Raw genomic sequence first — 22,121 nt, forward strand, 5'->3', positions numbered from 1 at the left:
GGTTGCTTAGTCAGAGTTAACACACGGTTAACGCTGTTGAATTCGCCTTTAAGCTTGTGCTTTTTGATCCGCCATCGCCGCGGCAAAGCGTTCGAACAGGTAGAAACTGTCCTGCGGGCCGGGTGACGCTTCTGGATGATGCTGCACCGAATAAACCGGGCGACCCGTCATGCGGATGCCGCAGTTCGAGCCGTCAAACAGAGAGCGATGCGTTTCGACTACGCCATCGGGCAGTGTTTCCGCGTCCACGGCGAAGCCGTGGTTCATCGAGGTGATCTCGACCTTGCCTGTTTCCATATCCTTGACCGGATGATTGGCACCATGGTGGCCGTGGTTCATCTTGATCGTCTGCCCGCCAAGCGCCAGTGCCAGCATCTGATGGCCTAGGCAAATGCCAAAGACGGGCAGATTTGTTGTATCCAGCACTTCCTTTATCATCGGAACAGCATATTCGCCGGTAGCCGCCGGATCGCCGGGTCCGTTTGACAGGAACACTCCGTCCGGCTTGTGTGCCAGCACCTCCGCAGCCGTTGCGGTGGCGGGCAATACGGTTACGTCGCAACCCGCCGAGGCGAGGCAGCGCAAGATGTTGCGCTTGGCACCATAGTCGATCGCGACCACCTTGTGCATCGGAGCTTCCTGACGCTGGTAGCCATCGGGCCAAGCCCAACGCATCTCATCCCAGCGATAGCTTTGGGCGCAGGTGACTTCTTTGGCCAGATCCATCCCTTCGAGACCCGCAAAACTACGCGCTGCAGCAATCAGGGCTTCGATATCGAAGTTTCCCTCGGGATCATGAGCTAGCGCCACGTGCGGTGCGCCTTGCTGGCGGATCGCGCGGGTCAGGCGGCGGGTATCGACGCCGCCGATTGCGATGCGACCACGGCGGGCTAACCAGCTTTTTAGCTCTTCTGTCGCGCGCCAATTCGACGGCTCGGTCGGGTCCCATTTGACCACCATCCCGGCTGCCACCGGGTCGCCGGTTTCGTCATCTTCGGGATTCACTCCGACATTGCCGATATGCGGGAAAGTGAAGGTCACGATCTGGCCCGCATAAGAAGGATCGGTCATGATCTCTTGATAGCCCGTCATGGCGGTGTTGAAACACAACTCGGCCTCGGTTTGACCGGTTGCGCCGAAGCCCACACCGTAAAACAGGGTTCCATCGGCCAACGCCAGACATGCGGTGGGCTTGGACGGGGCGTTCTGGGCCATGGCGCGACTCTCCTGCAAGGTAAACGGGCGCATAACTAAGTGGGTTATACGCTAGGGTCAAGTCTGTTCAAATTTTGGGCTATTGTTAAAAATCAATGAGTTACAATTAATGTCCACTGTTGTACCAACCTTTTTGTTTCGATATGGTCAGGGTTCCTTTGCCATGGGGATGGACAGACCATATGGATATGCGATCACGGGTGAACTCTGCCCTGAAGCAAGCTATGAAAGACAAAGCCGCCGAGCGTCTTTCGACACTGCGCCTGATCAATGCGGCGATCAAGGATCGTGATATTGCTTCGCGCGCCTCTGACAATGAAGAGACCAAAGGCTGCGGCGATGCCGAAGTGCTTGAAATTCTGGGTAAAATGACCAAGCAGCGCAAGGAAAGCGCACGCGCCTACGAAGAGGGCGGACGCCTTGATTTGGCCGAGCGGGAACTGCGCGAGGTTGAGGTGATTGAGGAATTCCTGCCCAAACAGCTGGACGACGACGAGGTTAGCAAGGCCATTCAGACCGCCATCACGTCTACTGGGGCGGGCTCAATCCGCGATATGGGCAAGGTGATGGGCGAGTTGAAGTCGCGCTATACCGGTCAGATGGATTTCGGCAAAGTAGGACCGATGGTCAAAGATCATCTTTGCGCTAACTCGAACGGCGCTTAGTCACGTCGATTTGCGCAGTTTCTGACTCAGATCATCAAACAGCGCGATCCGCTCGTCCTCGGACAGGAACGCGCCGATCTCAACTTCGCGCCCATCGCCGATCAGCGTTACGTAATGGGGTACCGGACCACCGCTGGTGTGCATTTCAGGACGGGCCCAATAGCGGTTGCAGGTCCATTCCTGATCGCCCTTGTCTGGGTGGTGGTGCACAAGGTGGGCTTGCGTCTGGCCTAAGGTCAGAACCTCGAACACGCTGCGCGCGCGATAGTTTGTCTGGATTGCCAACCAGAGACCCAGAACCGTCAGCAGCAGGAACGGCAGCAGACCCCACAGGACGATCGAACCCAACATCGCCAGCAGCGGGATCAGTCCGAACAGGAACACCGACAAGATGACGGTCATTGCGCCACGTGGTGGCAAGGAGTTGTGCGGCCAAAGCCGCAGTTCCTGTTCAGCGTCCGAGTTTTCTGTCCATTGATAAGGCATGGCGAGAACCTAGCTCAGACCGGCGCAAGGTCGAAGCAAAAATCAGTCAGACAACGTGGCCGACGCGGACCCACGACAGGGCATCGTCCAGCCGGTCATCGCCCCAGAACACTTCGTCGCGGACAACAAAGCTGGGTGCGCCGAAAACCCCCAGTTTGATGGCCTTGTTTGTCTCGGCCTCCAAGGCTGCAACAGCGTCCGGGCTGCGGGCACGGGCAAGCATCAGGCGTGGATCTTGTTGGCACCGAAGCAGGGCTTCGGAAATGGCGCTTTCGCTACCGGCCTCAATCCCGTCCTCGAACCAGATCCGATAAAGATTTTGCGTGAACCCGGCGCCCCAGCCGTCCTGCATGCCCAGCAAAGCCACCTGATTTGCCAGCGCCAGGTCAGAAATTGGATAGGGGGCGGGAAGTTTGGCGTGGATGTGATATTTCGCGGCGCGCCGCTCAATATCGCGCCACATATAGGCCGACTTCACCGGTTTGCCCGCGAAGGGTATATTTTGCTGTTCCGACATCACCGTGCGCACGTTGAAGGGGCGCCAGGTTACCGTCGCATCGTTTTCTTCGCACCAGCCATCCAGGCGCGTGATGGTCAGAAAACTGTAAGTGCTGCCGATTGAATACCAAAAGTCGATCTCGGGCATAGCAAGGCTCCTGTCAAAAGGGGCTTTGCCAACCAGAATACCGCAAAACGGAGGTTTTTTCGATCTTTGCCCAATTTAAATGGTCAAAGTAACGCTTTATCGATGGGTTCTGTCGGCTGAGGGGCAGTGCCGCAGGAAGTCATCTGGCGCAGGTCGATTTCGATCATGCGGCAGATGGACGAGATCGGAACATCGGTTACGTCGCCTTCGAACGGGTCCTCCATCGAGGCGCTGACCCGTTCAGTCACGAAGAAAATCCAGCAAACCAACGCTCCGATCGGAGCAAAGACTGCCCAGTCAAGCAGAACGGATTTTGTTACCGAGTAGCCCATGCCAGCGGTGATCGAGCGTTGGTCATTCAACGCCAGCGGTAACATGAAGATAAAAATATAGCTGAAGATGCGTCCGACCTCGGCGACCTGCCGTGGGAAGGGGGTATTCTTGATACGTTCGCTTTGGCCTTGCGCGTCTGCAAACCGTGCTAGCCGGTTCATCAGCGCCACATGCCAATAGGGGTCGATCTTGCCGGATTGCGCCAGTGATGAAAGCCGCTCACCCTGAAGAAACAACAGGTACGCGGCACGGTTGGATTTCCCTTCGAGCAGAGGCAAATCAGCCGTCAGTTGGGTATCGCGCCAGCATTCGGGTTCCTGATGCAGCGCGATTTTGTCCACGACCGGTTTGTGTCCGAACATCCACGGGCGGCGGGCACGTCCATGCGTTGCGGGCTGGCGCAGTTGAAAGGCCAGCATGTTTAGCCAAGCGATATGACGCTCCAGCAACTCGCGGCGCATCTCGGGCGCAAGCGGCGTGCCGTCAGCCTGAACCAGATTGCTGATCGTATTGCCCCAATCGCGACTGGCGTTGACGATGTCCCCCCAAATCCTGCGGGCCTCGACCCAGCGGCCATAGGCCGAGGTGTTCTTGAAACCCAGAAAAAATGCCACTGCCAAACCCAGCATCGTGACCGGTGGGCTGGAGTTCGAGATCAACTCAAGCGGAGTTACTTCATCTACTAGTTCAAGCAGGAGTATCCAGGCCATGACGATGCAAATGAACCCGGCAGAGCCTTTGACCAGTTGCCGAAGTGTGATGCCGTGATGGAGAATCATGTGGCGCGCACCCGTCTTAGATTATGCTGTTTTCGCAAATACTAGCGGCCTGATCTTTGGTGCGTCTACGTGTTGGGTGCAGCAAGTTGCGGACTGGGGGCATAAAAAACACAAAGCCCCGCACGGGGCGGGGCTTTGCTGAGTTTGGTTTGGATGGCGGGATTAGTGCGCGTGGCCCTTGTCCCAGTCTTCCTGCTTGGGCAGCTGCTCGAACGTGTGTTCAGGCGGCGGCGTGGGCAGGGTCCATTCCAACGTATCCGCGTATTCGTTCCACGGGTTCGGGCGTGTCTCTTTCGCACCACGCAGCAGGGCGTAGATCACGATGCCGAAGAACAGCAGGAACGAGGCGAACGAGATGAACGCACCAATCGACGAAACGAAGTTCCACTGAGCAAACGCTTCAGGGTAGTCGATATAGCGGCGTGGCATGCCCTGACGGCCCAGGAAGTGCTGCGGGAAGAAGGTCAGGTTGGCGCCGATGAAGAACAGCCAGAAGTGAACCTTGCCCCAGAACTCGGAATACTGACGGCCCGTCATCTTCGAAAAGTAGAAGTACACGCCAGCGAAGATCGCGAAGACGGCACCCAAGCTCATCACGTAGTGGAAGTGCGCAACGACGTAGTAGGTGTCGTGATAGGCACGGTCCACGCCGGCCTGCGACAGAACAACGCCGGTCACACCACCAACGGTGAACAGGAACAGGAAGCCGAAGGCGAACAGCATCGGGGTTTTGAACTCGATCGAGCCGCCCCACATGGTCGCGATCCACGAGAAGACCTTAACGCCTGTCGGAACCGCGATGACCATCGTGGCCAGCATGAAGTAGGCCTGCTGGCGCAGCGACATGCCAACGGTGTACATGTGGTGCGCCCATACAACGAAGCCCAGCACACCGATCGCGATGATCGCCCAGACCATCGGCAGGTAGCCGAAGATTGGTTTACGCGCGAAGGTCGCGATCACGTGGCTGATGATGCCAAAGCCGGGCAGGATCACAATGTACACTTCCGGGTGGCCAAAGAACCAAAGGATGTGCTGATACAGGATCGGATCACCGCCACCAGCCGGATCAAAGAAGGTAAAGCCAAAGTTGCGGTCCATCAGCAGCATGGTGATTGCGCCTGCCAGAACCGGCAGCGACAGCAGAATCAGCCACGAAGTGACGAAGATCGACCAGCTGAACAGAGGCACCTTGAACAGTGTCATTCCCGGGGCACGCATATTCAGGAAGGTGGTGATCATGTTGATTGCGCCGAGGATCGAGGAGGCGCCCGATACGTGCACGGCGAAGATCGCAAGGTCCATGGACATGCCGCCTTCGGTCGTCGACAGCGGTGGATACAGAACCCAGCCAACACCTGAACCAAGCTGGTCATTACCACCGGGGCTGAGCAGCGAGGCGACGCCCAGCGAGGTGCCAGCGACATACAGCCAGAAGGACAGGTTGTTCATCCGCGGGAACGCCATGTCCGGCGCGCCGATCTGCAACGGCATGAAATAGTTTCCAAATCCGCCGAACAGGGCAGGGATGACCACGAAGAACATCATCAGAACACCGTGATAGGTGATCATCACGTTCCAGAGGTGACCGTTGGGGGTACATGGATCGGCCATGAAACCTTCGAGGCACATATACTGAACACCGGGGTGCATCAGTTCGAGCCGCATATAGACAGTCATCAGAACCGAGATCAGACCGGCAAGGGCCGAAAAGACCAGGTAGAGAATCCCGATGTCCTTGTGGTTGGTCGACATGAACCAGCGGGTGAAAAAGCCGCGCTGATCTTCATGCTCGTGACCATGAATGGCTGCGTCTGCCATTAGGTGCCTCCTGTTGCAACTGTACCGCGCAGTCGGACCTCTCCAACGCGCGGGATTCCTGCTGGTTTTAGATTGCGAAGGGGCGACCTTCAATGGTCGAGTTTGATCTGGATCAAGATTAATTGTCGCGGGCAGACTGTGCTGCGCGATAATCTGACCTCGGATGCGAGGGATTTGGGGATTCAGTCCGCGATTACAAGTGGTGACGGGGAAACCCGCTTGACCCGCATCAAGCGGCGGCTCAGAACAACGGGTAAGTCCAACACCGGAGGCCTGTAATGACCGCTTATGATCCCGAAAATGTCTTTGCCAAGATCCTGCGCGGAGAAATCCCGTCAAACCGTGTGTATGAAGACGACGACACCGTCGCGCTGATGGATATCATGCCCCGGGCGGACGGGCACTTGTTGGTGATCCCCAAAACCTCCTGTCGCAACATGCTGGATGCAACGCCCGAGCAACTGGCAGCGGTGATGGCGACGGTACAGAAGATGGCTCACGCTGTGAAAGAAGCGTTTGACGCTGATGGCGTCACCGTTCAGCAATTCAATGAGGCCGCAGGCGGGCAAGAGGTATTTCACCTTCATGTGCATGTATTGCCGCGCCACGAGGGCGTCTCGATACGCCCGCCCGGAAAAATGGGCGATTTTGACCTGATTGCTCAACACGCCGACAAGATCCGCGCGGCACTGACCTGATCCACCTTCGAAGCGAGCTGTCGCAGGCGTCGTGATCACCAAACGCATGGAGCACGACACTTGCGTAACAGCGCTGCCCGTCGCAGACCTGAGGAATACGGATCAGTCTTGTTCCATTCATTTCATGCGTGCGATCCGGACTCGTAAAACATCAGGCTGCTGTCCGGCGATTTCATTAGCCCGGTTCAAGTTTTTCCATTTGCACTTTCGAGTGTGAGCAAAGCCTCTAATTGGGCCAGCGGGTGGCCAGATCTTGGCCATGGCGTACGCATTGCAACCGCCGCAGCGCGGTTTCGTCATAGCGGCGCCGATTACCCGCAGTAGGTTCGAACGGCGGTAGAAGTCCAGAACCGGATCGTAGGTGCTTTGAATCCAGTGCGAAATGAGGGAGCCCCGATTGCATTCATTTTCGAAAACACCCCCTTGAACCTCTAGTCACTAGAGGAATTATGTAGCATGGTGATTCAGTAAATAGGACACACTAAAATGGCTCATCAGCATTCCCACAAAGGGCACAGCCACGCGCCTGTTGATCCGCAGGCTGGAGATGCGCGCGTTGCCTGGGCCATCGCGGTCAATATGTTCTTGACGCTGGCACAGATTGTGGGCGGGGTTATTTCAGGGTCGCTCGCCTTGATAGCGGACGCCTTGCACAACCTGTCAGATGCGATTGCGCTGGTCATCGCATTCTTTGCCCGCAAGATCGCTCGTCGACCCGCGAACGCGCGTATGAGTTTCGGGTATGGCCGGGCCGAGGTTGTAGCGGCGCTGGTTAACTACACAACACTGATCGTTCTGTCGGTCTATCTGCTGTACGAAGGCGTAATGCGGTTTGTCGAGCCCGAGCCGGTTAATGGCTGGATCGTTGTCTGGATCGCTGGGATCGCATTGGTCGTCGACCTTGTCACCGCTATGCTGACCTATTCCATGTCCAAGGACAGCATGAATATTCGTGCGGCATTCCTGCACAATGTGGCCGATGCATTGGGGTCCGTCGCCGTGATTGTCGCAGGTACCGCTGTAATTGTCTTCAACTGGACTTGGGTCGACCCAGCGGTCACCATCATGATCTCACTTTACATCCTTTGGCACGTCAAATCCGAGATCGGTGAAACCATACGCGTTCTGATGTTGGGCGCGCCAACAGAATTGGATCCGGAAGAGGTCGCCACAGCCATTGAAGGCGTATCGGGCGTGGCAGGAGTTCACCACATCCATCTTTGGAGCATGCAGGAGCGTGAGCCCGCGCTGTCGGCGCATCTGGTCATCAAACCCGACGCACAAGATAGTGCCGAGGATATCCGGGTGATGGTCAAGCAGGTTCTGCAGAACAAGTTTGGGCTTGGTCATGTTACGCTTGAAATCGAAGCCAGCGGGCACGCTTGCGTCGGATCAACCCGATTTGGGCATCAACAGATTTAGGGGCCTAAAACGAGAATTGCCGTTCCGATATGGGGTCGGAACGGCAGACTCGTAACCAAACACTTTCACGGATTTCGCAGGGCAGCCCTGAGATCACCGGTTAACACACCACTCACTCATGAACGGTCATTACATACTATGTGGTCAGATGGCGTTTGTAAGGAGAGGATGTGAAGAATCCCTGAATTTGAGGCGAATTGAGGCCATTCAAAGGAATTTTCTGAATGATTTTCGAAACAGAGTGCCCCAAATACTAGCATTGTCTTTTGCGTATTCTGGCCAGATCTATCCGAATACGTGGAATCACCTATAAACTAGGCGCCCTCGGTGGCGAAGACCTCATCAAAGGTCTTTTTTAGCGCAACATCGACGTCATCCATGGTCACCGGCAACCCAAGATCGACCAGTGAGGTCACCCCGTGTTCCTGAATTCCGCAGGGCACGATTCCGGTGAAATGTGACAGGTCCGGCTCGACATTGATTGAGATGCCGTGAAAGCTGATCCATTTCCGCAGGCGAATGCCGATGGCCGCGATCTTGTCCTCGGCTGGCTGGCCGGTGATCGTCAGCGGCTTGTCTTGCCGTTGCACCCAGACGCCCACGCGGCCGTCGCGGATCTCACCGATGACATTGAACTCGGCCAGAGCCGCAATCACCCATGCCTCAAGCTGCTGCACAAAGCGGCGCACATCATGACCGCGTTTGCCCACATCAAGCATGACGTAAACAACGCGCTGACCGGGGCCGTGATAGGTGTACTGTCCACCGCGCTTGCTTTCATAGACCGGAAAGCGATCCGGATCGGTCAGATCTTCTCGCTTGGCAGAAGTCCCAGCGGTATAAAGCGGAGGGTGTTCCAACAGCCAAATGCATTCGTCCGCCTCACCCGCTGCAATCGCGGCAACGCGCGCCTCCATGAAGGCAGTGGCCTCGTCGTAGTCGATCAGCCCGTCGGTAGTCTTCCATTCCATGCTCGTTCCTTAGACCGTCTGCGGGGTAGGGGGAAGGGGTCAGGCGGCCTCGGCCAGGCAGCGTTGCAGGACCTGCGCATAAGTGTCCGTGCCCTGTGCGCCGGTCAGCAGATATTTCCCTCCAAACACCATCGAAGGCACGCCCGAGATGCCTCGGCTGGTCCAGAAATCTTGTTTTTCACGCACCGGTTGGGCATGCGCACCTGATTCAAGTGCGGTTCGCGCCGCCTCCGGGTTGAGCCCGGCCGTCTCGACCGCGCCCATCAACACTTCGACGTCAGAGACATCCTGTTGCTTGGTGAAATAGGTTTCGAACAGGGTCAGTTTCAGCGGATGCTGACGCCCCTGTGTTTCCGCCCAGTCAAGCAGTTGATGCGCGGCAAAGGTGTTCACGATTCTGCTGTCATCAGTGAAATTGAAGGTGAACCCAAGTTCAGTGCCCAACGCAGTCAACCGCTCGCGCGCCTGCTGGCTTTGTTCGGGCGTCGAGCCATATTTCTCGGCAATATGCTCCCTCAGATTCTGTCCCTCTGGCCCCATGTTGGGGTTCAGTTCGAACGGATGCCAGCGCAATCGGGCCAGCACATTCTCTTGCTTCAGTGCGGCATCGAGTTGACGAAAGCCGACAATACACCACGGACAGACCACATCCGAGACGACATCAATCTGCACGGTAGGGCGGGGATCGGGCGAGGGCATGGGCTGCTCCAGATTGCATTGTATCGCGGTTAGATATGGCTAAAGCACGTGATTTCAATCGGCTGTGTTTTTGCCTCTTCACATCGCGCGGCTCAGCGTCTATACGCCCCTCTACCAAGTCATTGGCAGTGCGGTCGTGGCGGAATTGGTAGACGCGCAGCGTTGAGGTCGCTGTGGGGTAACACCCGTGGAAGTTCGAGTCTTCTCGACCGCACCAACATCCTGAAATCGTTACCCGAAATTGTCAGGTGAGACGGGCGCCCTGTTGGTTGAAGCGGTAGGTTCGATCCTGGGCGTAGCCGAAATGGACGGATTCACCAGCGTTGACCTGATGCTGGCCGAACAGGCGCGCGGTTATCTGGTGGTCTTGCATCATCGCGATCACGTTTGTGTCTCCACCCAGATGCTCAACATGGGTCACGTTTGCGGTCAGGGGGCCTTCGTCGGATAAGTACAAGTCCTCTGGGCGGATGCCCAAAGTTGTGTCCGCGCTGTCGCCGATTACGCTGGCGGGGAAGAAATTCATCGACGGAGCGCCAAGGAAACCCGCGACGAACTGGTTGGCGGGGTTATTATATAGCTCCATCGGGCTGCCAACCTGTTCAACGCGCCCGTCGCGCAGGACGACGATCTTGTCAGCGAGCGTCATCGCCTCGGTCTGGTCGTGGGTGACGTAGATCATCGATGCATCGAGCTGCTGATGCAGGTTGGCGATTTCCAGTCGCGTATTCATACGCAGGGCAGCGTCCAAATTGGACAAGGGCTCGTCGAACAAGAACAGTTTGGGTTCGCGTACAATGGCGCGACCGATCGCGACGCGTTGGCGCTGGCCGCCTGACAGTTCTGAGGGGTAACGGTCGATATAGGGCTCAAGGTTCAGCATCTTGCTGGCCTTGGCGACGCGTTCTTCGATGACCTGCTTGCTCTGGCCTTCCTGTTTCAGTGCCAGCGACATGTTCTTGCGCACATTCAGGTGGGGATAGAGTGCATAGCTTTGGAACACCATCGCGATGCCGCGTTTCGAGGGGGGCGTTAGGTTCATCACCTCTCCGCCAATGCGCACTTCGCCCGAGGTCACGTCCTCCAGCCCCGCGATCACGCGTAGCAGGGTGGACTTGCCGCAGCCGGAGGGGCCGACGAAGACGACGAATTCTCCGTCTTCGACTTCGATGTTAATATCTTTCAGTACCTCGACAGTGCCGAAGGACTTGTTCACGTTTGTCAGCGTCAGGGCGGTCATGTGCGTGCCTCTTTCAGCGAAATGGGTTGGCCAGTGCGGATGCTTTCATCGGCAGCTAGACAGATGGCCAGCGATTGCATGGCGTCGTTCATATGGCGGGTCAGGTCGATGTCCTCGGCGATGGCGCGCAGCATATAGGCTTGTTCGGCATCGCAGAGCTGCTGATGGTCGGGCTCATCGGGCATGTCGATTGTCTGGTCGCCATCGGGGCGATGGACCAGAAGGCCGCCAACCTTGGTGTGTCCGTCGATATCGGCGGATGCGCCCTTGTTTCCATCGGTGATCGAGACCGAGCCGTTGGGCGACACGATGTCTTTCACGAAGAACGCAGTTTCGGACATCATCGGGCCCCAACCGGCCTCATACCAGCCGACCGAGCCATCCTCGAAGACCACCTGAAACTGGCCGTAGTTGTACATGTCTTCGGCGATCTCATCGCTTAGGCGCAGGCCCATGCCGTGGACTCGCACGGGGTCGGAGTCAGTGATCTGACACATCACGTCGACATAATGCACACCGCAATCGACGATGGGCGAGGTGGTCTGCATCAGAGCTTTGTGTGTTTCCCACTCGGCCCCGCTGCTTTGTTGGTTGAGGTTCAGGCGGAACACATACGGCCCGCCGAGGTCGCGCGCCTCGGCGATCAGGCGCATCCACGAAGGATGGTGGCGCAGGATGTAACCGATCACCAGTTTGCGGTCGGTTTCAATGGCCTTTTCGACAACGCGCTTGGCATCTGCCACAGTGGTCGCTAGCGGCTTTTCGACAAATACGTGCGCCCCGGCCTCCATCGCCGCGCAGGCGAAATCGGCGTGGCTGTCGGAGTAGGTCGCCACGACCACCAGATCGGGCTTGGTCTCTGCCAGAGCGGTGTGAAAATCCGAATAGGCCGGATAGATCGACAGATCTGGATGATCCACGCGACCGGATCGGTTCACCAACCCAACAATCTGCGCGTCCGGGTGATGATGGTGGGCCAAAGCGTGGCTCAGCCCCATATTGCCGAGGCCAGCGATCAGAACTTTGGTCATTTGACTGCTCCTGAAGTAATGCCGCGGATCAGCTGGCGCGAGAAGATGACGTAGAGCACTAGTACCGGCAGGATTGCCATGCTGAGTGCCGACAGAACTGCGTTCCAGTCAGTGACGAACTGGCCGATGAAGACCTGGCTGCCCAGTGTCAGGGTTTTAGTCTCCTCAGCGGGCGCGAGGATCAGCGGGAACCAGAGGTCGTTCCAGATGGGGATCATGTTGAAAACGGCGACCGTTGCCATGGCGGGGCGGACCAGCGGCAGAACCAACCGGAAGAAGATGGTGTATTCGGACAGCCCATCGACGCGGCCTGCGTTCTTCAGGTCGTCTGAGACCTGTCGCATGAATTCGGACAGTATGAACACGGCTAGCGGCAGCCCTTGTGCAGTATAGACAAGGATCAGCGCCCAGAGGGTGTTCACCAAACCGGTGGCAACCATCATCTCAAGTATCGCAACAGTGCCGATGCGGATCGGGATCATGATCCCAAGGGCCAGATAGAGGCCCATCAGGGTGTTGCCTTTGAACTTGTACTCGCTCAGGGCAAAGGCAGCCATGGCGCCAAATAGCAGAACGAAGGCCAGCGACACCACGGTCACGATCAGCGAGTTCTGGAAATAAAGGAAGAAATCCCCTTGTTTCATCACCGTCTGGTAACCGATCAGCGAGAAGCTTTCGGCATCGGGCAGGGCGAGTGGCTCGCGGAAAATCGAGCGTCGGGTTTTGAAGCTGTTGATGATGATCACGAAGACCGGGAAGAGGGCAATCAACGTGTAGAGGATCAGCGCCCCGTGCATGGCGGCCGTGTTCAGCGGGTTATGGCGTGCTTTGTTCATGCGTTCACCCTCACAGCTGATACCGGCGCATCCGGGTCTGGATGCCGAAGAGGTAGATGCAGACACCCACAAGGATGATCGCGAACATGGCGCCAGCGATGGCGGAGCCCATATGCGGGTCGCCCAGTTGCAGTTGGAAGCCAAAGAAGGTGCGGTACATGAATGTGCCTAGGATATCGGTTGAGAAATCCGGCCCTGCCAGCGCACCTTGCGAGACGTAGATCAGGTCGAACGCGTTGAAATTGCCGACGAATGTCAGGATCGAGATGATGCCAATCGAGGGAATGATCAACGGCAGCTTGATCTTCCAGAACGCCGAAGCGCCGGTGATGCCGTCTATTTCTCCGGCTTCAAGGATCTCTTCAGGGATCGACAGCAGGGCGGCGTAGATCAACATCATCGGGATGCCGACGAATTGCCAGACCGAGACAAGTGCCAGTGTCGTCAGCGCGTATTCTTCCTTGCCCAGCCATGGTGCAAACAGCGACTTCAGACCAATGGCGTCCAGCATTGAAGGTGCGATGCCCCAAAGCGGGGACAATATCAGCTTCCACGCGAAACCGACGATCACAAAGCTCAGAATGGTCGGAATGAAGATCGCGGACCGATAGAGCGCGGCAAACCGCAAGCGTGGATGCGACAGAAGCGCGGCCAAAGCGATGCCGATGGGGTTCTGAACCAGCATGTGGATCAGGAAGAACCAGAAGTTGTTGCCCAAAGCGTTCCAGAACTGCTCGGACCAGATCGGATCGAAGAACAGGGTGCGGAAATTCTGAAAGCCCACGTAGATACGTGTCTGATCAACCTCGGAGAACAGTGCGAGGCGCAGTGTGTTGAACAAGGGGAAGATCATCACTGCCGTGTAGACCAGCACCGCAGGGGCGAGGAAAACGGCAATGTGCCAGCGTATGCGGCGGGTCTGCATGGGAATCTCCGGGGGAAAGGTCCGGACGCGACGCGGTAGCCGCGTCCGGTGTGAGTGGCCTAGTTGTTACTGATGCGGTGCGTACCAGCTGGCCAGACCGTCTTGCAGTTGCTGACCCAGCGCTTCGGGTGTCTCGGCACCCTTGATGGCTGCAACGGATGCACCCCAAGTCTCGTTTTCGAGGTTCGGTGTGCCGCGCGACAGGATTTGGTAGGTCGAGCGGATTGTGCTTTCGCACTCATCCCGCCAACCGACGATTTCCTTGGCCAGTGGGTCTTCCAACTCGACCGGAGTGCTGGACAGCGGGAAAAAGCCGGGTAGGGCGTTTCCGAAGATGCTGGCGAATTCCGGGCTTGCGACCCAAGCCAGGAAGGTGCGCGCAGCTTCCTGGTTCTCGCTCGCCGCGTTCATGCCGATGCCGATATCGGTGTGGTCCGAAATATAGCAGGTATCGCCCGCGTTCTGGACCGGTGGCTTAAAGGCGCCCATTTCGAAATCGGCCTGCGTGTTGAAGCCCGAGATTTCCCAGCTGCCTGCTGGATAGACCGCTGCACGACCCAGCGTGAACAGGTTCTGGCTGTCGGGATAGGTTTGCGCTTCATACCCGTCGCCGAGATAGTCGGCCCACTTGGCCAGTGTCGCATACGGGGCGACCCACTGGGGGTCGGTCAGCTTCTGCTCGCCCTTGATCAGCGCCTGACGGCCTTCTTCACCCTTCCAGTAGTTTGGGCCGATGTTGTTGTAGCCCATCGTTGCGGCTTCCCACTGGTCATTGGTGCCCATCGCCATCGGGATATAGGTACCGTCTTCCTTGATCTTATCGAGGGCGGCAAAGAACTCAGCTTCGGTAGTTGGAACTTCGATGCCCAACTCATTGAACGCATCTTTGTTGTAGATGAAGCCGTGAATCACTGACGCCATCGGGACGCAGAAACTGGCCGAACCGTCATCGGTTTGCCACGCAGATTTGGCCACGTCCGAGAAATTTCCCATGGCCTCAAGATCAGACAGATCGGTCAGGTGCCCCGACTCGTATAGCGCAAGCGAGGCATCAAACGGACGGCAGGTAATCAGATCGCCAGCCGATCCGGCCTCGAGCTTCGAGTTCAAGACAGCATTGTATTCTGCCGGTGCAGAGGGCGAGAATATTACTTTGATGCCGGGATTCTCGGCCTCGAACGCCGGAATGATCTTTTCCTGCCACAACGCCAGATCGTCGTTTCGCCAACTTTCGATGGTCAAAGTGGCCTCTTGCGCATAGGCGCTTGTGACCAGCGCCGTGCTCATCAAGGCAAGGCTCAGAACTTTGCGTGTCATTTGATATCTCCCAGGTTGATGGTTTCTTGGTTTTGTTTCATCCGCTCCAGCGCAGGGCGGAGGTGATCGTCGGTGTTGCTTAGCATTGCTTGCGCCGCGTCCAGCGACCCTGCGCCTACAGCCAAAAGGGCCGCGCATTTGAGGTTGCCCTCTGCCGCAGTCAACGCCTTTGTAGCCTGAGCGGAGGAAACGCCGGTCAACTGACAGACGATCCCGTTGGCTCGGGCGCGTAGCTTGTCATTGTCAGCACGCAAATTGATCATCATGCCGTCCTGAATATGCCCCAGCTCCATCGCCATCAGCGTCGAAAGCATGTTCAGTGCGATTTTCTGCGCTGTACCAGCGCCCATGCGGGTAGAGCCCGAGATCAGTTCAGGTGGTGTCGAAAGCAGGATTGGATGGTCAGAAAGCTGCAACAGTTCGGTGCCCCCGTTATTGGCAATGCCGATAACTGTGGCGCCTCTGTCCCGCGCGATCCGCGCTGCTGCGGTTGTGTACGGTGTGGTTCCGCTGGCCGAGACGGTGATCAAGGTGTCTTTGGCAGAAAGATCGGCCAGTTCACGAGCAAGGCCGTTGGTGGCATCTTCGACATCTCCCGGCATCTCTACCCCTGAGGGCAATCCACCTGCCATGTGGATGCGAATCTGGCGGGCTGGTATCGAAAAAGTTCCCCCCAGTTCCAGCGCATCCGAGGCGGCCATCAAGCCGGAAGAGCCTGCCGCCAAATAGCGCAAAACCCCGCCCGATCGGATGGATTGCGCCATAGCTTTTGCGCCTGCGCAGAGGGTGGGCAGCGAGGAAAGCGGGGCAGCGGCAGCGTCGGCTTGCGAGCGGGCCAGCAGCTCGGCTACCTCAGTCAGCGGTCGGGCGTCAAGTCCGATCGCGTCTTGATGTAGCTGTTCGGTAACTGGCTTGGTCACGTGATTCTCCCCCGAGATTTTGAATATCATACCTTTTAGATACCATTAGTCTACCATTTTATTTTTATACCCACTATTTTCAAGATTTAGACAACTATTACTGCATTATTGTGGAATTTGGTCTTCAAAATTAGAAATAGGTATTATAAAGGTATCTCCATGAGTCGCCCTTCTGATACCATTGTGCTGGCCGCTGATGGCGGTGGAACACGCTGCCGTCTTGCTGTTTCAGACGGCTCTGCGGTTCAGTGTGTCGAGGTTGGTGCGGCAAATGTATCAACCGATTTTGACGCAGCCTGCGCTGAGTTGATGCACGGAATTGCTGCTTTGGCCCGACTTGCCGGACAAGAGGCAACTCAAATTTCTCGTGCGCCAGCCTACTTGGGGCTGGCCGGTATCACGGGGTGCGAGCTGGCTGATCGGCTGGCAGAAAAGCTGCCATTTGACCATGTTCTGATTGAAGATGACAGGCCAGCCGCATTGCGTGGTGCGTTGGGTTCGAAAGACGGTTTCGTAGCGCATTGCGGAACGGGCTCTTTTCTGGCGGTCCAGAATGGGGATCGCAGGTCATTTGCCGGGGGCTGGGGACCTGTTCTCGGGGATCAGGCCTCGGCGCAATGGGTTGGGCGGCGGGCTTTGGCCTTTACGCTTGACTGTGTGGACGCTCTGAAGCCTGCGTCTGATTTGGCGGACAGCCTGTTGTCGCGTTTTGATGGCGCTGCTGGGATTGTCAGGACCGCCTCCAAGATGTCGCCTACCGAGTTCGGAGCGCTGGCGCCTGTTGTCACGCAACACGCAAAGCAAGGAGATGCGCTTGCGCTGTCGATCATGGAGGATAGTGCACAGTATCTGGCGGATCAGATGTTGGCGATGGGCTGGATGCCCGGCCTTTCGATCTGCCTGACCGGCGGCATCGGCCCGCAATATGCGGAATTTCTGCCTGCGCCAATGCAACAGGAATTGGCCGACCCGCTGGGCGATCCGTTGACCGGTGCCATCGCGTTGGCCCACGCCTTTCAAAAGGAGACCCGACATGAGCGTTGCTGACTTCTTGCGGCCCGAGGGTTGGCTGGGTCAGACCGCCGGTCCCCGATACGTACAGCTGCGGCAGCGGCTGGAGCAGGGGATTGAAGAGGGTATTCTGGCTCCGAACAGTTCACTCCCGCCCGAGCGCGAGATTGCCGAGCTGACGGACCTGTCGCGGGTGACGGTCCGCAAGGCGATTCAGGAACTTGTGCGCAAAGGTGCGATTGAACAGCGGCAAGGCTCGGGGTCATTCGTGCGTCAAGCGGTTGCACGGGTTGAGCAGTCGCTGTCGCACCTGACCTCGTTCACCGAAGACATGGAGAGGCGCGGTTTTGAAACGACTTCAACCTGGTTGGAGCGCGGAATATTCCTGCCGTCACCTGATGAGATGCTGGCGCTGGGCCTATCGGCGAGTGATCAGGTCGCCCGCATTCATCGTCTGCGCGCGGCTGGCGGGCGACCGATGGCGCTGGAACGCGCGGCGTTGCCGCTGGATATATTGCCCAACCCGACTGAGGTTACCGGATCTCTCTATGCCTTTCTCGAACACTCAGGCAATCGTCCGGTGCGCGCGATCCAGAAAATCTCGGCCATCAATCTCGAAGCAACCGAGGCTGGATTGCTGGACGTTGCTGAAGGTACGGCGGGACTGCGCATTCAGCGGACCTCGTATCTAGAAAGCGGGCGCGTTGCTGAACTGACCCGATCCATCTATCACGGCGATGCCTACGATTTCGTAGCAGAGCTGCGTCTGTCAACCTGAAAGGCGGGGCTCATGTCCAGCGATACAACTCAAATGCGGCAGGAAATCAATGAGATACCTTTTGCCGTTGATCGGCTTCTCACTGATGGTGCCACGGCGATTACAAAGACCGCAAGCGCGATCTGCGCGCACGATCCCGGCTTCCTGATTTCGGTTGCGCGAGGTTCGTCGGACCATGCCTGCAGCTTTCTGAAATACGCTTCGGAACTGCTGCTGGGCCTGCCCATGGCCTCGGTTGGGCCGAGCGTGAAATCGATCTACGGGGTCGATATGCGATGCCCCGGTGCGCTGTGTATTTCGGTATCCCAATCGGGTCAAAGCCCCGACATCGTACAGCTGACGAAGTCCCTGACAGAAGGCGGCGCGTATTCGGTGGCGATCACGAACGATACCACGTCTGCACTGGCCCAGAACGCCACCTCGGCTCTGTCCATCCTTGCAGGCCCCGAGCTTAGCGTGGCTGCCACCAAGACTTTCGTCACCTCTCTGGTCGCCGGGCTTTGGCTGTTGGCCGAGGTAAAGGGTGATGACACTTTGCTGGCTGCAATTCACAAATTGCCGGAAGATTTATCGCGGGCGATCACCTGCGATTGGAGCGCGGTGGTCGAGGCAGTCGATGGACAATCCCTGTTCACTCTGGGGCGGGGGATGTCCTGGGCGATCTCGAATGAGGCGGCGTTGAAATTCAAGGAAACCTGCCAAATTCATGCGGAAAGCTATTCCTCGGCCGAAGTTCTGCATGGCCCGGTTTCGATCGTGGATCAGGGCTTTCCGGTGATTGCGTTCTCGTCCGGAGACGCGGCTGAGGCCAACATCGCCGAAGTCGCCGATGCGCTCGCAGCCAAGGGCGCAAAAGTCTTCGCAACGACCAATCAGGTGTCTGATGCCGTGAGGCTACCACATGTCCGCACCACGCACTGGATGACAGATCCGGTAGCCTCAATCGCTTCGTTCTACGGTATGGTCGAAACTGTGGCCACGCGCCGGGGCATCAATCCCGATGCACCGCGTCACCTGCGGAAAGTGACGGAGACGGTATGACCGATGCGACGATCACCTTCGCGGGCGGGCCTATCTTTGATGGTAAAACCCTGAAGGACGGCCACGCCGCCCGTTTCGTCGGCGGGCTGCTCGACAGTATTTTGCCCGAAGCCGAGTTGCCTTCGGATGAGATGGTTCAGGATCTGTCGGGCGATATTTTAAGCCCCGGCTATGTAGATTTGCAGGTGAATGGCGGCGGAGGCGTCATGTTCAACGACGATCCATCGGTCGAGACATTACAGCGTATTGCGGCGGCTCATCGCAAGCTTGGCGCGACGTCGATCCTTCCGACGCTGATCACGGACACGCCCGAAAAGACAACGGCTGCCATTTCTGCTGCTTCTCAGGCCATTCAGCGCGGAGTTCAGGGGATTGTCGGCTTGCATCTTGAGGGGCCGCATCTCTCGGTGCGACGCAAGGGCGCGCATGACGGCGGGCTGATCCGCCGGATGCAGGACGCTGATCTTGCACAGCTGATAGAAGCGGCAGGGGCGTTGCCTGCATTGATGGTTACGCTTGCGCCTGAAAGTGTCACGATTGCTCAGGTCGAAACGCTCAGCAAGGCGGGGGTCATCGTGTCGTTGGGGCACAGTGATGCCGAGTTTCAGACCTGCGTGGCTTACGCACAGGCGGGCGCGCACTGCGCCACCCATTTGTTTAACGCGATGAGTCAGTTGGGCAACCGCGAACCGGGGCTGGTTGGCGCAGTCTTGTCCAGCGGTGCGATGTCTGCCGGGTTGATAGCGGATGCAATCCATGTTCACCCGCAGACGATGCGCGCCGCCTTTGCAGCTAAACAGGGGCCGGGGCATCTGTTTCTGGTGAGCGACGCGATGGCCGTTGCTGGAACGGATCTGCAGGAATTCAAGCTGGAAGGGCGTGTCATCCAACGTGAAAACAGCAGGCTGACCTTACCGGATGGAACCCTGGCCGGGGCCGATCTGAACCTGACCACCGCGCTGCGCGTGTTGACAACGGATGTCGGCGTTTCACTGACGGACGCCTTGGCAGCGGCCACACGCATTCCGGCGGATATCATTTCCCAGCGCTCAATCGCGTGCCTGAACTTGATCTCGCAGGCCATTCGCATTTCTCCGGATTTGTCGCAGGCCCGTCCGGCGGTTGCTTAACCTCGTGTTGCAACAAATTGCGAAACAGCGCGTTTTTCACATCTCGCCTCAACTGTAGCGGTTGTGTAAGACCTTAGGCGAACGTGGTTTGGGAATGTCTGTATGTATCAGATAATTGGAATAGTTGGCAGGGCATTGACCACCCGGATCGCGCAATGATCCAAACGCGTGGCGTTTTCATTGGTCAGCGTACGGATTGTTTGGGCGCGCGCCTGCTGATGATCCTGACCTGTATCCGTCTGGCCGAAGACTTTGGGACAGACTACCGGGTGAACTGGTTCCCGCAAGGCGCCGATGCGCCGGAGTTGGATCATCCCGAGGAGTTATTCACCAAAGACTGGATGGATGCGCATTTCCTTGATCAGGCAGAGTTCGACACGATAAGCGCGACCGCTCTGCCAATTTGGGCCTTCCAAAACGATCCATCACCCGAGCGGCTGATCGACCATTTGGCGTCTGGCCGTTCGGTTCTGGTCGAAGAAGCGAGCGAGATATTTGCCTTCCCGTGGGAAGATATCGAAACCATCCGTCCCCGCTATCGCGATTTCATACATAGCGTTGGATTTGTGGATGAGGTTCGTCAGATCATGGATCGCGCGGATCAGAAGCTCTCGGGGCAGGGGGTTTCGGCTTACCACATTCGGCGCGGAGAAATCCTGAACGGATTACCATGGAAGCATTCGATCTGGCCCGCCAAGATCGAACCTGACGAGTTTTACGAGGCCCATCTGGAGAAATCCAAGGGCCAGACGGTGATCATGTTTTCGGATCAGCCAGAGGTGATAGGCCGTTTCAAGCAACGGTTTCCGGAGCTCATGCAGATGTCGGATATCGCTGATCTGTTGGCTCTGACCCGGGCGCAGCGGGACTTTCTGGAGCTTTTTGCGATGTCACGGGCGGATCAGGTGATCGCGCCACACATATCTGGCTTTTCAATGGCTGCAGCCCGGATTTCGGGGCAGCAGCGTAAAGTGTTCCGCGATGTATTGTCCAAGGATGAGATGCAGGCGGCCAATGCGCGGTTCATCGAACGGGTTGCGAAGGGGCCATCGGCCTTTCTGAATCCCTCAGAGGCGGCGCATATCTATTCAAAGGCGGTGCAACATCTGTCAGCGCAGGATCGCTGCGAAGAGGCGTATGATAGTGCGAAACCTATTCTGGACGCCGGGGCCGACAACGCCTTTATGCCACTTCTGCAATCCCTGAACTGTTTTTACCTGTCGAAGTGGCAGGAAAGCGAGGCACATGCCAAAGAGGGATTGCAGAACCCGCATCTCTGGCCCGAAGACTATTCTGTTTTGTGCGCGTTGCGCGGCGCTGTTCTTGGCATGCAGGGCAAGCGCGGTGCGGCGACGCTGCACTTTGCTAAAGCGTTCTGGTCCAAACCCTTACGGCCGGATGTTGTGGTGCTGGGGTCCAGAATGCTCTACCGCGCCCAACTTGCGCTTAGGCTAATGCCGCCTGTGGATTGGTCGTTGCAGAAGGTCGTTCGGCAACGCCGGTTTGCACCGTTCAATAACCTGTATCTGGTTCAGCGTAAGGTTGTCGTCAGGCGTCCTTGCAACTTCGATTTCATACTCTTGGACTGGGCCGAGCTGGCGCTGGATCAACGCGCAAGTCGTATCTTTGATCACCAACAAAGATTGGAAGCGCTTTCAACCTCACTCGATGAGGTTCACGACGTACCAGCAGACGACCCGCGATTGTTGGGCGCGAGGGTGATACTACAGAGGCATCTGGGGGAATTGTCCGGGGCCCACGCCATTGATAAAACCCGCCAGATCGTAGCTGGTGTGCCGGAAAGTGCCTTGTACCAAAAGCGGCTGGCCGAACTTTACGAAGCAGAAGGCGATACCTTAGCTGCGCATCGAACGATGTCAGAGGCGCTAGCTTGTGACCCGGAAAGCCCGTTTCTTCTGTTTGCCATGGGGCGCTTGCTAGAGCGGACGGGCAAGACCGGTCAGGGTGAAAAGTTCATTCTGAAAGCTGCCGATCTGGATGAAGTCACCGTCGTCATTCAGGGCATGGCGGGCCAGATTCACATGCGTCGCGGCAACAAGAACAAGGCGCGTCCCTATCTTGAGAAAGCGCGCGACCTTTATCCGCCCCACAAGCGGTTCACCAATCAACTGAATAGACTTTCGGGTCAGGCGTGAA

At 57.3% G+C, this 22,121-nt stretch carries 21 protein-coding genes and 1 tRNA gene; 9 read left to right on the forward strand and 13 right to left on the reverse strand.

The window, feature by feature from the left end; all coding sequences use genetic code 11:
* Positions 1-48: 48 nt before the first annotated feature.
* A complete protein-coding gene (gene carA / locus ACR0I1_RS00585) occupies positions 49-1,215 on the reverse strand; it encodes a glutamine-hydrolyzing carbamoyl-phosphate synthase small subunit (protein ID WP_170510981.1) in 1,167 nt (388 codons plus the stop codon).
* 182 nt (positions 1,216-1,397) lie between these two features.
* On the opposite strand from carA, the gene ACR0I1_RS00590 reads away from it, so the two are divergent.
* On the forward strand, positions 1,398-1,880 hold the full coding sequence (locus tag ACR0I1_RS00590) for a GatB/YqeY domain-containing protein (protein WP_170393469.1): 483 nt from the start codon (positions 1,398-1,400) through the stop codon (positions 1,878-1,880).
* Here the strand turns inward: ACR0I1_RS00590 and ACR0I1_RS00595 are convergent, their stop codons facing one another.
* The 4 genes from ACR0I1_RS00595 to ctaD all read right to left on the reverse strand — a co-directional run bounded on the left by ACR0I1_RS00595 (position 1,881) and on the right by ctaD (position 5,945).
* The gene (locus ACR0I1_RS00595) at positions 1,881-2,366 is read right to left on the reverse strand and encodes a DUF2244 domain-containing protein (RefSeq protein WP_170510555.1); all 486 of its coding nucleotides are present in this window, start codon (positions 2,364-2,366) and stop codon (positions 1,881-1,883) included.
* Positions 2,367-2,412: 46 nt separating this feature from the next.
* Positions 2,413-3,012, reverse strand: a complete 600-nt coding sequence (locus ACR0I1_RS00600) for a DsbA family protein (RefSeq protein WP_480704519.1) — start codon at positions 3,010-3,012, stop codon at positions 2,413-2,415.
* Positions 3,013-3,095: 83 nt separating this feature from the next.
* Positions 3,096-4,124 carry a bestrophin family protein gene (locus ACR0I1_RS00605; RefSeq protein ID WP_480704521.1) on the reverse strand — a complete coding sequence of 343 codons (1,029 nt, stop codon included), beginning with the start codon at positions 4,122-4,124 and terminating at the stop codon, positions 3,096-3,098.
* 162 nt (positions 4,125-4,286) lie between these two features.
* Positions 4,287-5,945, reverse strand: a complete 1,659-nt coding sequence (ctaD, locus tag ACR0I1_RS00610; RefSeq protein ID WP_170393460.1) for a cytochrome c oxidase subunit I — start codon at positions 5,943-5,945, stop codon at positions 4,287-4,289.
* Positions 5,946-6,223: 278 nt separating this feature from the next.
* Between ctaD and ACR0I1_RS00615 the strand changes: the two genes are divergently transcribed.
* Complete coding sequence (locus tag ACR0I1_RS00615; protein ID WP_170610159.1) at positions 6,224-6,643, forward strand: HIT family protein; 420 nt, start codon at positions 6,224-6,226, stop codon at positions 6,641-6,643.
* A 486-nt stretch (positions 6,644-7,129) separates the two neighbouring features.
* Positions 7,130-8,065 (forward strand): cation diffusion facilitator family transporter, encoded by a 936-nt coding sequence (locus tag ACR0I1_RS00620; RefSeq protein ID WP_480704523.1) that lies wholly within the window; start codon positions 7,130-7,132, stop codon positions 8,063-8,065.
* 314 nt (positions 8,066-8,379) lie between these two features.
* Here ACR0I1_RS00620 and lipB read toward each other — a convergent pair whose 3' ends face one another.
* Positions 8,380-9,036, reverse strand: a complete 657-nt coding sequence (gene lipB / locus ACR0I1_RS00625) for a lipoyl(octanoyl) transferase LipB (RefSeq protein ID WP_480704525.1) — start codon at positions 9,034-9,036, stop codon at positions 8,380-8,382.
* 39 nt (positions 9,037-9,075) lie between these two features.
* Positions 9,076-9,735, reverse strand: coding sequence for a DsbA family oxidoreductase (locus ACR0I1_RS00630; protein WP_480704527.1), 660 nt, complete (start codon positions 9,733-9,735; stop codon positions 9,076-9,078).
* A gap of 130 nt (positions 9,736-9,865) precedes the next feature.
* Between ACR0I1_RS00630 and ACR0I1_RS00635 the strand changes: the two genes are divergently transcribed.
* Positions 9,866-9,952: transfer RNA gene (locus ACR0I1_RS00635), tRNA-Leu, on the forward strand.
* 27 nt (positions 9,953-9,979) lie between these two features.
* Here the strand turns inward: ACR0I1_RS00635 and ACR0I1_RS00640 are convergent.
* The 6 genes from ACR0I1_RS00640 to ACR0I1_RS00665 form a co-directional block, all read right to left on the reverse strand.
* Positions 9,980-10,975 (reverse strand): ABC transporter ATP-binding protein, encoded by a 996-nt coding sequence (locus tag ACR0I1_RS00640; RefSeq protein ID WP_170662208.1) that lies wholly within the window; start codon positions 10,973-10,975, stop codon positions 9,980-9,982.
* Complete coding sequence (locus ACR0I1_RS00645) at positions 10,972-12,006, reverse strand: Gfo/Idh/MocA family protein (protein ID WP_480704529.1); 1,035 nt, start codon at positions 12,004-12,006, stop codon at positions 10,972-10,974. The genes ACR0I1_RS00640 and ACR0I1_RS00645 overlap by 4 nt, the downstream gene beginning before the upstream one ends.
* Entirely contained in the window at positions 12,003-12,842 is an 840-nt protein-coding gene (locus ACR0I1_RS00650; protein ID WP_170393445.1) for a carbohydrate ABC transporter permease, read from the reverse strand. The genes ACR0I1_RS00645 and ACR0I1_RS00650 overlap by 4 nt, the downstream gene beginning before the upstream one ends.
* A 10-nt stretch (positions 12,843-12,852) precedes the next feature.
* Positions 12,853-13,767, reverse strand: coding sequence for a carbohydrate ABC transporter permease (locus ACR0I1_RS00655; protein ID WP_480704531.1), 915 nt, complete (start codon positions 13,765-13,767; stop codon positions 12,853-12,855).
* A gap of 66 nt (positions 13,768-13,833) precedes the next feature.
* Positions 13,834-15,084 carry an ABC transporter substrate-binding protein gene (locus ACR0I1_RS00660; RefSeq protein WP_170393441.1) on the reverse strand — a complete coding sequence of 417 codons (1,251 nt, stop codon included), beginning with the start codon at positions 15,082-15,084 and terminating at the stop codon, positions 13,834-13,836.
* A complete protein-coding gene (locus ACR0I1_RS00665) occupies positions 15,081-16,004 on the reverse strand; it encodes an N-acetylmuramic acid 6-phosphate etherase (RefSeq protein WP_480704533.1) in 924 nt (307 codons plus the stop codon). Before ACR0I1_RS00665 ends, ACR0I1_RS00660 begins: the two co-directional genes overlap by 4 nt.
* Before the next feature lie 159 nt (positions 16,005-16,163).
* Between ACR0I1_RS00665 and ACR0I1_RS00670 the strand changes: the two genes are divergently transcribed.
* The 5 genes from ACR0I1_RS00670 (at position 16,164) to ACR0I1_RS00690 (ending at position 22,120) form a co-directional block, all read left to right on the forward strand.
* Positions 16,164-17,051: a glucosamine kinase nucleotide-binding domain-containing protein gene (locus ACR0I1_RS00670; RefSeq protein WP_480704535.1), complete on the forward strand. Its 888-nt coding sequence runs from the start codon at positions 16,164-16,166 to the stop codon at positions 17,049-17,051.
* Positions 17,038-17,793 carry a GntR family transcriptional regulator gene (locus ACR0I1_RS00675; protein WP_170393434.1) on the forward strand — a complete coding sequence of 252 codons (756 nt, stop codon included), beginning with the start codon at positions 17,038-17,040 and terminating at the stop codon, positions 17,791-17,793. The genes ACR0I1_RS00670 and ACR0I1_RS00675 overlap by 14 nt, the downstream gene beginning before the upstream one ends.
* A 12-nt stretch (positions 17,794-17,805) precedes the next feature.
* The gene (locus ACR0I1_RS00680) at positions 17,806-18,834 is read left to right on the forward strand and encodes an SIS domain-containing protein (RefSeq protein ID WP_480704537.1); all 1,029 of its coding nucleotides are present in this window, start codon (positions 17,806-17,808) and stop codon (positions 18,832-18,834) included.
* Entirely contained in the window at positions 18,831-19,964 is a 1,134-nt protein-coding gene (gene nagA / locus ACR0I1_RS00685) for an N-acetylglucosamine-6-phosphate deacetylase (RefSeq protein ID WP_223118203.1), read from the forward strand. Before ACR0I1_RS00680 ends, nagA begins: the two co-directional genes overlap by 4 nt.
* A 155-nt stretch (positions 19,965-20,119) precedes the next feature.
* Positions 20,120-22,120, forward strand: coding sequence for a tetratricopeptide repeat protein (locus ACR0I1_RS00690; RefSeq protein WP_480704539.1), 2,001 nt, complete (start codon positions 20,120-20,122; stop codon positions 22,118-22,120).
* Position 22,121: the final 1 nt, after the last annotated feature.

The organism is Ruegeria sp. B11 (genome assembly GCF_056539785.1).

What these genes read in the sequence shown, in the direction of transcription:
- ACR0I1_RS00615 (WP_170610159.1), top strand. Translation starts at nt 6,224, where the DNA reads ATGACCGCTTATGATCCCGAAAATGTCTTTGCCAAGATCCTGCGCGGA.
- ACR0I1_RS00690 (WP_480704539.1), top strand. Translation starts at nt 20,120, where the DNA reads ATGATCCAAACGCGTGGCGTTTTCATTGGTCAGCGTACGGATTGTTTG.
- ACR0I1_RS00595 (WP_170510555.1), bottom strand. Translation starts at nt 2,366, where the DNA reads ATGCCTTATCAATGGACAGAAAACTCGGACGCTGAACAGGAACTGCGG.
- ACR0I1_RS00620 (WP_480704523.1), top strand. Translation starts at nt 7,130, where the DNA reads ATGGCTCATCAGCATTCCCACAAAGGGCACAGCCACGCGCCTGTTGAT.
- ACR0I1_RS00630 (WP_480704527.1), bottom strand. Translation starts at nt 9,735, where the DNA reads ATGCCCTCGCCCGATCCCCGCCCTACCGTGCAGATTGATGTCGTCTCG.
- carA (WP_170510981.1), bottom strand. Translation starts at nt 1,215, where the DNA reads ATGGCCCAGAACGCCCCGTCCAAGCCCACCGCATGTCTGGCGTTGGCC.
- ACR0I1_RS00680 (WP_480704537.1), top strand. Translation starts at nt 17,806, where the DNA reads ATGTCCAGCGATACAACTCAAATGCGGCAGGAAATCAATGAGATACCT.
- ACR0I1_RS00655 (WP_480704531.1), bottom strand. Translation starts at nt 13,767, where the DNA reads ATGCAGACCCGCCGCATACGCTGGCACATTGCCGTTTTCCTCGCCCCT.
- ACR0I1_RS00670 (WP_480704535.1), top strand. Translation starts at nt 16,164, where the DNA reads ATGAGTCGCCCTTCTGATACCATTGTGCTGGCCGCTGATGGCGGTGGA.
- ACR0I1_RS00650 (WP_170393445.1), bottom strand. Translation starts at nt 12,842, where the DNA reads ATGAACAAAGCACGCCATAACCCGCTGAACACGGCCGCCATGCACGGG.
- ACR0I1_RS00640 (WP_170662208.1), bottom strand. Translation starts at nt 10,975, where the DNA reads ATGACCGCCCTGACGCTGACAAACGTGAACAAGTCCTTCGGCACTGTC.
- nagA (WP_223118203.1), top strand. Translation starts at nt 18,831, where the DNA reads ATGACCGATGCGACGATCACCTTCGCGGGCGGGCCTATCTTTGATGGT.
- ACR0I1_RS00660 (WP_170393441.1), bottom strand. Translation starts at nt 15,084, where the DNA reads ATGACACGCAAAGTTCTGAGCCTTGCCTTGATGAGCACGGCGCTGGTC.
- ACR0I1_RS00590 (WP_170393469.1), top strand. Translation starts at nt 1,398, where the DNA reads ATGGATATGCGATCACGGGTGAACTCTGCCCTGAAGCAAGCTATGAAA.
- ACR0I1_RS00675 (WP_170393434.1), top strand. Translation starts at nt 17,038, where the DNA reads ATGAGCGTTGCTGACTTCTTGCGGCCCGAGGGTTGGCTGGGTCAGACC.
- ctaD (WP_170393460.1), bottom strand. Translation starts at nt 5,945, where the DNA reads ATGGCAGACGCAGCCATTCATGGTCACGAGCATGAAGATCAGCGCGGC.
- lipB (WP_480704525.1), bottom strand. Translation starts at nt 9,036, where the DNA reads ATGGAATGGAAGACTACCGACGGGCTGATCGACTACGACGAGGCCACT.
- ACR0I1_RS00600 (WP_480704519.1), bottom strand. Translation starts at nt 3,012, where the DNA reads ATGCCCGAGATCGACTTTTGGTATTCAATCGGCAGCACTTACAGTTTT.
- ACR0I1_RS00645 (WP_480704529.1), bottom strand. Translation starts at nt 12,006, where the DNA reads ATGACCAAAGTTCTGATCGCTGGCCTCGGCAATATGGGGCTGAGCCAC.
- ACR0I1_RS00605 (WP_480704521.1), bottom strand. Translation starts at nt 4,124, where the DNA reads ATGATTCTCCATCACGGCATCACACTTCGGCAACTGGTCAAAGGCTCT.